Genomic DNA, 8,053 nt, shown 5'->3' with positions numbered 1-8,053 from the left:
TCGGCCGTCTCCGGCAGCGGTGGACGGCCCGGATCGCCCGGTGAACCTCCGATGACGATGCGACCGCCCTTGAACTTGAGCCCGGGTTCCTGCAGATCGATCTTTCTGACGAGACCCGTCACCGACACCCGGCGTCCGTCCTGATCCTTGATTCCCGCCATCAGCGTCTTCGGCCCGGAGAGGCGGAACGTCTCCTTGTCAATCGCCGGCGCGTCCGGATCATCGGGCACGACGACTTGTGACGCCTTCACCACGCGGCCCTTCAGACAGCCGGTCACCACCAGCTTGATCGAGTCTTTCGGGGTCTTGCGTTCTTCCTGGCCCTTGAACGCGATGCCGGGCACCAGGGCCAACGCGAGCGCCACGATGAGGAACCGCATAGCACGATTGTAATCCTGCCCGAACGGCGCCGGCCGCCGGATGAGCCAGCGGACGATTCTATGGAGTGATCGTCAGCGGCTTCGGTTTCTTGTTGTTGGTCTCCCTGGTCTCGGCAACGAGCCCCGTCGCGTCCGCGACCGCAATCAGATAGTACGCACCGGCCGCCGTGCCGGCGGGAATCACGACCGGATGGCTGCCGGCGCTGCTGCCGCCGGTCGCGAGCGGTCCGACCGTCCGCTCCGAGAGGATCACGTCGCCGGCGCCTGGCACCTTGTCAACCGACAGATAAACACGGGTGATCGTCGACACGGCCACCGGGCTCGCCGTCGCCGCGTTCTTCGTCGTCTCCTTGACCGTCAGCGCGCCGCCGGCCGGAACACTGGAGGCGCTCGCCGAGATCGCCGACACGAGCAGGTCCGGGCCGATCTTGATCTTCTTGAACTTCGTATTGTTGTTTTCCACCGGCTCGGCGATTCCGCCCGGCTGGTCCGCCTTCACGATCACGTAGTACGTCCCGTCGGCGGCCGCCAGCGGGATCGTGACCGTCGTCGCTCCGGTGTGCGTCGCACCGGTTGCCAGCGCGGGAACCGACCGCGTGCCGAGCAGCGTGTCGCTGCCGTCCACCGCCGAGTTCGTCGACAGGTACACGCCGGTCGTCGAGACGGGGGACGGCGAACCGGAATTCGCCGTGGTGTCGTTCACGCTGAAGGTCACGCCGCGCCCGGAAACGGCCGGAGCCGTGAATGACGGCACGTAGAAATCCGGGCCGTCTACGATCGTCACCGTCGCGCTCGTCGGCGCCTCGGGTGTATAGCCCGTGCCGGGGGAAAGCGTGACGATGACGCTCTCCGTTCCTTCGGCGAGTCCGTCGAGAACCGGCGTGACGACGATCGGCGCGCTTGACGACCCGGCCGGCATCGTGACGCTGCCCGGCAGGCCCGTGTAGTCCGCATCGGGCGTGGCCGTGCCGCCGACCGTGTAAAAGACGGTCAGCGACGTCGACGTGTCGCCCGCCCGCGTCACCGTGAACGTGCCGGTGTTACCGCCGACTTCCGCCGCCCCCGGATCCGTCGCCGTGATGCTGACGGGCGCCGGCGTGGCGGTCGCCGAAATCGAGTAGCGGTTGCACGATCCGCCGCCGAAGCCGTAGACGCGGATGTAGTAGGTGCCCGCGGCCACATGAACCGAGACGCTCTCACTGTTCCCGGTGCCGGTCGAGGACCCGACGAGGCCGTTGCCGCTGTTCCGCAGATCCAGGTCGACATCGCCGAACGCGTGGGTGAAGTTGACGGTCACGTCCACGCGCGAGGCGAACGGCACGGTGAACCGGTAGTAATCGCTCTCCATGTCCTGGTCGATCGTCAGGGACGGGCTGGTGAGCGGCAGCGACACGATGCGCGGCGCCACGAACGAGTCGTTCGGCTCGAGCGCGTCGCGCTCGAGCAGCACGGAGATCGCCGCCGGCGTGACCGAGCCGTTCACGAAGGTCGTGTTGTTGTTCGACTCGTATCGTTCCGGGTACGTCCCCGTGTTGTCGACGATGGCGCCGAAATAGCGCGTGCCGCAGTCGGTGAGCGACGGGACGACCGCGCTCCAGTTGAACGTGGAGAACGTGAACGTCCCGAACGATCCCCACGAGCCGCTGTTCAGGAACGTGTCCCCCGTGGAGATGAGGGTGTTGCTGGACATGTAGAACCCGATCGACAGCGATCCGAACGCCGTCGTGCCGCGGTTCTCGACGGTGAGGTTGTTCCAGTTGATGACCTGGCCCACGCGGACGGTCGTCGGGCTCGTCGTCATCCACTGGGGAACGCTCCCGTTGTGCCACTTGCTGTATGCCACCATGTCCGACTCGGGGACGAACGACGCGTGCTGCCGCACGCCGACCCGGTCGTCCATGTACAGCGTCTCGTGCCGCAGCAGCTTGTCGACGCCGCTGTTCTGCATGGACAGGTAGCTGTTGTAGTGATCGAGCCCGCGGATGTGGCCGGCCTCGTGCAGCACGGTCGATTGGAAGAAGTTGCTCGGATCGGGCGACAGGCTCCACGGCAGCGCGGGATTCAGCATCATGTCGCACTCATCGAGCCGGCCGGTGAAGACGCTGCTCCAGCACACCGTCCAGGCGAGCGCCGAGGCGTATGAGAGCCCGTACTCCGAGTTGAGGCCCGCCTCGCCGAGGAATCCCATCGTGTTGTCGCCGTCGTTCGCCCCAAAGCTGAACTGCGGGCTCAGGTTGATCAGGAACGGGTGATTGTTGAGCGTCGTGTCCACCTCGTTCCACTCCGCGAGCTGGTTCTGGGCCGGCGCCGACCAGGTCGCCGCCGGCAGGAACACGTCGTCCATGACGATGTTGTCGCCGTCCGGCCACCAGTTGTCGATGACATAGGGCGTCACGACCCGGGTTGCGGCCGCAATCGTCGCGGCGAGGAGCGCGGCCAGGAGTCTTCGCGTCGTGGTGTTCATCGCAGCACTCCTTCTGCGCGGTTTCAGCGCGCGAGGCGCGCGCGGATGGCGTCGAGCAGCGATTCGACCTGCATCGGCGGCTCAGTGGACGAGAAGTACCGCCGGGCCTCCGGTGAGGTGACGGCCGGCGGCCCACCGGCGTCGGGCAGGGGCGGTTCCGCCGCGACGGGCAGGGGCAGTTCCGCGCCCGTGAGCTGCCCGCGCCGCCGGTTCAGCCGCGCGACGAGCCGGCCATCCTCGATGGCCACGACGTAGTCGAAGTCGGCGTTCAGGACGGCGCTCCCGCCATCGTCGCGGACGACGCGGAAGATCCCCTGCCGGACGCCGGTGATCGGATCGGCGGCCTGCGCGTAGCCGTCGCGGAGGAAGATCACGTATTCGCCGCCGGCCTCGAAACGCGGCATCCCCGGGACCCAGGCCACGCGATCGCCCACCCGGCCGCCCGCGACGACAAACTGCATGGTCGGATCGGCACTGCCCTTGACGGCTTCAATCACGTCAACGGTCACGCGCGTGAAGATCATGCTGCCGCCGCGCGTCGGCACGTCCTGCGGCGCTCCAACGGCAGATGGCGCGGAGGAGGGTGCGGACTGCGGAGAACCCGTCGCCTTCACCTGCCCGGATGCCGGCACGCGCGGCAACGGGCCGGCGGGACTCCAGTAGCTGTCCGTCCGCAGTACCCGTGCGTGCAGGATCAGCGGCGACCGCTGCACCAGCTCGTCGAAGCTGAGCGCACGGGTAGTCACCGCACGCACGGAGCCCGCGGCGCCGAAGCACAGGACGCAGGCGGCGAGCAGGAGCCGGCCCGCCACGTGCGGAACGAGGAGACGGCGCATGACGCCCTCGCTTTCCGGGCGGCCATCGCCGCCGGTGAATGTTCCTGAATCTGGCCGAATGGCATCCGCCCAAGCCAGAAGCGTGCCCTGCTGATTTCGCGCAGTTCGGACGCAATGCGGCGGTGCCGGCCGCGATCGGCAGACCTCTGTCTTCGTCGCTGGCGACTTAAGGCGCTGAAAACACCGAAAAAGCGGGGGGATACGCGCGGGGTCAACGTTCGACGAGCAGGGCCGCCGGGCAGCTCTCGAGCGCCTCGCCGGCAATAATCCACGATCGCTCGGATCCGTGCGCCACCGCCACCTCGCGACCGGTGACGGCGTCGGCAAAGCGGCGCCGGCCGAGCGAAGCGGGCAGCAGCACGCGCGAGGTCTTCCAGGCCTGCCCCAGCGGCCACGCCAGGTCCGGGCCCATCAGGCGCGCGACGAGCCGCGGCGCGATGGCCACCACGGCGGGCCCGTGCGCCGGCACGCGCGCGTACGCGACGAGCCCGGCGTTCACCGTTGTTTCGCACTCGAGCGGCACGTAGCTGCCCGCGAGGAAGGTCTCCGGAAACTCGCGGCGCAGGCGGAGCCCGGCGGCGGTCACGCACATCTTGATGCGGCCGTCGCTCCACTCGTCGAGCATCCCGCGGACCTCCAGCGCCCGTTCCGCGGCGCCGGTCAGCGCGAGGACGCCGTCGACCCTGTCCAGCAGGGCGCCGGCTTCGTCGAAGTCTACCGGTCGACGATTGTCCGGATCCACGAGGCTCAGGTTCCAGCGCTCGCAACCCTGGTAGATGTCCGGCACGCCCGGATTGGCGAGCTTCACGACGACCTGCGCAATCGAATTGACGGCCCCCACGGTGGCGACCCGCCGCACGAAGGGCAACAGCGAAGCGAGAAACTTCGGCGCGGTGCGGTCGCGGAGCGACCGTTCGACGAAGCACGCCACCGCCTCGTCGTACGCGCGGTTCCCGTTGATCCAGCTGGTGTGGACCTTCGACTCCTTGATCGACTTGTTCATGAACTCCTGGAGTCGTCGCACGAGCGTGTCGTCCGGGCGCTGAGGCTGCCCGGCGGGCCAGGCCCCCACGAGCGCCAGGTAAAAGCGGTATTCGTCGTTCCGGTCAGGCGCCATCGCGCGTCCGATCAGGCTGCGGTGCGCCTGGTTGATGCGCCGCCAGCGGCCGACCTCGCGCCCCCATTCCTCCGGGAGCTCGGAGAGCACGTTGATGCGGGCGCGAACGTCTTCTCCGAGCTTCGTGTCGTGTGTGGAGGTCGCAAGCATCTCGAAGGGCCAGCGGTCGGATCGCCGCCGGTTCGCATCGTGGAACTGCTCGACCGGCAGGCCGAGCCGATCGGGCTCGCCGCCGACCTCGTTGAGCGACAGCAGCACGTTGTAGCGGTAGAAGGCGGTGTCCTCGAGGCCTTTTGCCTGCACCGGCGCCGTGTACTGCTGGAGCTTCATCGAGGTGCGCAGCCGGCGCTGGCGATCGGCCTCGTTCTGGGGCGGGTACCCGCTCCGCCGATCCTCGGGGCGGGGACCGCCCGGTTCGTACGGCTCGTCTTCGGGGCGGCGGGGCAGCAGCACTTCGCGCATGAAGTCGAACACCGACGGTTCGAGCGCGGGATTGCGCTCGCGCGCGCACGCGATGGCCTCGTCGACGATCTGCCGGTCGCGGACGGTCCAGCCCCCCGCTCCCACGTACGTGCGGTACACGGGAAAGCAGGCGACGATCTCGCTGAGCGCGTCGCGGATGCTGATCAGCGTGAAGTCGCGCGACCGCCGGTCCTGCTCGCCAATGCGCTCCATCGTGTTCGCCAGCACGTTCAGCTCGCTGGCGAGCGATGTGTCCATGATCAGCTTCTTGGAGGCATACACGATCTCGGCAAACGGCACCGCGCTGCCGGTGAACCTCGCGTGCAGCCGCCGCATCTTTCGCGCGGCGGCGGTGTCCACGAAGAGTCCGTTGAGGTCGTTCAGGAAGTTGTACCCCGTCGTCCCGTGCACCAGCCAGTCCTCCGGCAAGGCTTCGTCGCGCGACAGGATCTTCTCCGCGACGACGAACAGGGGCCGCCGCTCGCCCGCATGCGCGGGCCAGGCCCGGCGCGCGAGCTGCTGCAGGTCCTCGAAATACCGCGTGGGATCGAACAGGCCGTCCGGGTGGTCGATCCGTACGCCCGTCACGCGCCCGGTGGCGAGCAGCTCACCGAGCAGCGCGTGTGTCGCCTCGAAGACTTCCGGCACCTCCTGCCGCAGCCCCGCCAGCTGGTTGATGTCGAAGAACCGCCGGTAGTTGATCTCGTGCGAGGCCGTCCGCCAGTACGCCAGCCGATAGGGCTGCGCCTCGAGGAGATCGTGCAGCCGATCGAAGCTCGCGTGATCGCCGGGCGTGCCGTTGATGGCCGCCAGCGATCGCTCGATGGACTCGGCGATCGGCGGCGACCCGCTGACCAGGCGCGCCAGGCGGTCGCGCTGCACCTCTTTCTCCCGCCGGCGTTCCGCGATCGCGTCCTCGCCGGCCGCGGTGTGCGGCGGCAGATTGCCGAACGCGGCCACGATGCCGAGCAGCTCGCGGACGTCCGCCTCCTCCTCGCCGAACTGCTCGCGGAGCGCGTCGACGCCGGAGCGCAGCACCCGCGGAATCTGGCGCGGGTTGATCGGCAGCCGGTGGTCGCCGTACTGCACTTCGAACGCACCGTCGGAATACACGAGCCGCAGGTCTCCCGCCGCCAGCGCCTCGCCATATTGCCGGCCGAGGATCGGCAGGAGGATGCGTCCCTCGAGTTCGGGCTTGAGCGGCGTCCAGTCGATGTCGAAGTATCGCGCGTACGCCGAGCACTGGCCGTTCTCGAGAACGTCGCGCCACCAGGAGTTCGAGGGGGTGTCGATCCCCATGTGGTTCGGCACCACGTCGAGCACGAGGCCCATGCCGCGGCCGGAGATTTCCTCCGCCAGCCGATCGTACGAATCGCGGCCCCCCAGCTCGGGATCGAAACGATTGTGGTCGGTGACGTCGTACCCGTGCGTGCTGCCGGGACGCGACGCGAACACGGGTGAGAGGTACACGTCGGTGATCCCGAGCCGTTCCAGGTACGCCACGACCGCGCGCGCGGCGGCAAACGGAAACTCCCGGTGCAGCTGCAGCCGGTACGTGCTCAGCGGAACGCGCGAGGGACGATCCTGTGGTGCGCCGTTCATCGGGTGAAGGCGATGCCCACCGCGGCGGTCGTGGGGAAGTGGAGCCGGCCGCGCGAGAGCTCGGGCGGGAGGCCGCCCGGCGCGTATTCGGGATCCTCCGTGGTGAACAATACGCGTGCGTGGCTCGGCAGACCCGGCAGCTCCACCGTCCCCGCCCCCCTGAGCCGTGCGACGATCCGCAGGCGCGACGCCCCGGCCGCGTACTCGATCGACAGCGTGTCGGCGTCCACTGCCTCGATCGCCGCGCGCCCGCGTGCGCCATCGGCCACGCGCAGCCCCGCTTCACGCAGTCCGAGGAGCTTGCGGTACAGCCGGTGCACCCCCACGTGCGGCGGCATCGCCGCCTCGGACCAGTCCAGCCGGCTCGCCTCGAACGTGGCGGCGTCCTGCGGGCTCGGGATCCGCTCGCGCAACGCCGGGTCGCGGAAGGCGGAGAAACGTTCGAACTCCTTCCGCCGCCCGTCCACGATCGCGCGGCCCAGTTCCGTCGTGTGGTCCGTGAAATACCGGAAGGGAGCCCGCGCCGCCCACTCCTGGCCCATGAACAGCAGCGGCGTCATCGGCGCGGCGAGCAGCACGGCCGACGCGGCACGGTAGGCGGCGAGCGGAATCGAATGATGCAGCCGGTCGCCGTACGCGCGGTTGCCGATTTGATCGTGATTCTGGAGGCAGATGACGAACTTCCGCGGCGCGATGCCGGCCGGATCCGTGCCGCGCGGCGCCGACAGGTGGCGCGAGCGCTGTCCCGTGTAGAACCAGCCTTGCCTGAGCGTCGCCGCCAGGTCTTCGACCGACGGCCGGTAGTCTTCGTAGTACCCCTCCGAATCTCCGGCGAGGATCCGCCGCATGATGTGGTGGAAGTCGTCGGCCCAGATCCCGTCGAGCCCCCAGCCCCCCTCCTCCGGCTCGCGCACCATCGTGGCAAGGTTGCGATGATCTTCGGCCACGATCATCACCGGCCGGCCGGCCGCGGCTCGCACCTCGGCGACGATCTCCGCGACGATCGGCGTCGGGCTGTCATCGGCGAGGGCGTGCGTCGCGTCCAGCCGCAGGCCGTCGGCGTGATACTCGTCGATCCAGTGCATCGCGTTCTCGACGATGAAGCGGCGCACCATCGGGGAGTCCGGCCCGTCGAGGTTGACGCCGTCGCCCCAGGCGCTCGCATGCCGCGAGGTGAAGAACGAGGGCGCGA

General features: G+C 68.8%; 5 protein-coding genes (1 of these 5 only partly in view). All 5 read right to left on the bottom strand.

Going from position 1 to position 8,053, the window contains the following annotated elements; all coding sequences use genetic code 11:
- On the bottom strand, positions 1-365 hold a 365-nt coding region (locus HYU53_00555; protein ID MBI2219684.1), incomplete at its 3' end, for a hypothetical protein.
- 73 nt (positions 366-438) lie between these two features.
- A complete protein-coding gene (locus tag HYU53_00550) occupies positions 439-2,844 on the bottom strand; it encodes a pre-peptidase C-terminal domain-containing protein (protein ID MBI2219683.1) in 2,406 nt (801 codons plus the stop codon).
- A gap of 23 nt (positions 2,845-2,867) precedes the next feature.
- On the bottom strand, positions 2,868-3,680 hold the full coding sequence (locus HYU53_00545) for a hypothetical protein (protein MBI2219682.1): 813 nt from the start codon (positions 3,678-3,680) through the stop codon (positions 2,868-2,870).
- A gap of 211 nt (positions 3,681-3,891) precedes the next feature.
- A complete protein-coding gene (gene treY, locus HYU53_00540) occupies positions 3,892-6,861 on the bottom strand; it encodes a malto-oligosyltrehalose synthase (protein ID MBI2219681.1) in 2,970 nt (989 codons plus the stop codon).
- A gap of 952 nt (positions 6,862-7,813) precedes the next feature.
- Positions 7,814-8,053 carry the end of a hypothetical protein gene (locus HYU53_00535; GenBank protein ID MBI2219680.1) on the bottom strand. 654 nt of this gene lie beyond the right edge of the window, so 240 of the gene's 894 nt are visible here — the last part of the coding sequence; its start codon lies beyond the right edge, outside the window — the gene reads right to left on this strand; it ends in the stop codon at positions 7,814-7,816.

The sequence above is a fragment of the Acidobacteriota bacterium genome (assembly GCA_016184105.1).
Classification (GTDB): domain Bacteria; phylum Acidobacteriota; class Vicinamibacteria; order Vicinamibacterales; family 2-12-FULL-66-21; genus JACPDI01.
Note: the sequence above shows the minus strand (reverse complement) of the source record. Positions and strands in the feature narration are given on the sequence as shown.